Source organism: Mucilaginibacter antarcticus (assembly GCF_042686155.1).
GTDB lineage: Bacteria > Bacteroidota > Bacteroidia > Sphingobacteriales > Sphingobacteriaceae > Mucilaginibacter > Mucilaginibacter antarcticus.
In genome coordinates this window covers 1-1256 of record NZ_JBHUON010000050.1, presented here as the reverse complement: position 1 = coordinate 1256, position 1256 = coordinate 1, and the positions used below count along the sequence as shown (strand labels likewise).

At 41.9% G+C, this 1256-nt stretch carries 1 protein-coding gene; it reads left to right on the top strand.

Translation table 11 applies throughout. The annotated features are described in order from the left end of the window. Nucleotides 1-1225, top strand: a 1225-nt coding sequence (locus ACFSYC_RS19585) for an IS4 family transposase (protein ID WP_377130564.1), incomplete at its 5' end; no start/stop codon positions are given. Between the last annotated feature and the right edge of the window lie 31 nt (nt 1226-1256).

Below are 1256 nucleotides of genomic sequence, written 5' to 3'. Positions count from 1 at the left end.
AGATATGGCCATATTTAAAGATCATACCATCAATGTAAAACAGCTCTTAGGCTTCATTCCCGAGGCGCTAATAACAAATTTGTCTGTAACGACCAGGATCGACCATTACGCGAAGGTTCTGCATGGTAATAAGCTGTTTTATTTATTGCTCTACGGTATTCTGGATAACGAAAAACTCAGTCAGCGTACACTGGAGGATACCTTCAATGATTCTGTATTTAAGATATTGTTTAACCTTGATGAGGATGAAACGGTACGCAGAAGTTCCATCTCGGAAAGATTGTCCAAAGTCGACCCTGCTTATTTTAAGCAGATCTATGAATGCATTTATGAGCAGTTTGCCGAACTATATGCTTTGACGGAAAGGAAAAAGTATAATCTGATCAGAGTAGACAGTTCTATGGTTAGTGAGACCACCAGCAAGCTCTTGGAAGGGATCGATAACAAAAGCGGCAAGAAAGCAGTCAAATATAGTATTGCTTTCGATGGCGTTCTGCCCTGCCATTCCAACGTGTTTACCAAACCGACTTATGGCAGTGAAGATATTGCACTGCCCGAAGCTATCATGGAACATGTAAAAAAAGAGGGAGATCACCAGAATATCTATGTAATGGACAGAGGCCTGCAATCAACCAAGACAATGCAGGCCTTTAGCGCCGGACAGGTGACATTCATCTGCCGGGCAAAGGAAAACAGGAAGTTTGTAGAACTGGGATCGTTAGTTACCGAAGGACAGGATACAGACCTTGGCGAATCTAAACTGATCAGGGATTGCAAGGTACAGCTATATAAAGGTACGCCGGTTAACAATAAGCAGGGAAATCAGCATTATAGACACGAACTAACCGATGGTCATTTTCGCTTGATCGTTGTAGAAAGTAAAACTGAAGAAGGTAAGGAATATTGGTTCTTAACCAACGATTTCGAGCATTCTCCAAAAGAAATTGCACAGGCATACAGAAGGCGTTGGGATATAGAGGTATTCTTCCGCTTTTTAAAGCAGGAACTTAACGTAAGCCACCTGGTTTCACTTAACAAGAATGGAATACAGGTGATATTGTACATGACGCTTATCGTCGCCATGATGGTGCTTATGTATAAAAAAGCTAACAATATCGGTTACAAAACAGCTAAAAGGCGCTTTGCGATGGAAGTAAGAAACCTCGCTATAGCCCTGATCGTTGTGCAATGCGGCGGAGACCCGGGTTTGTTTTTCAAAACATAAAAATGGTCGGAATTTCTTCCGACCATTCGTG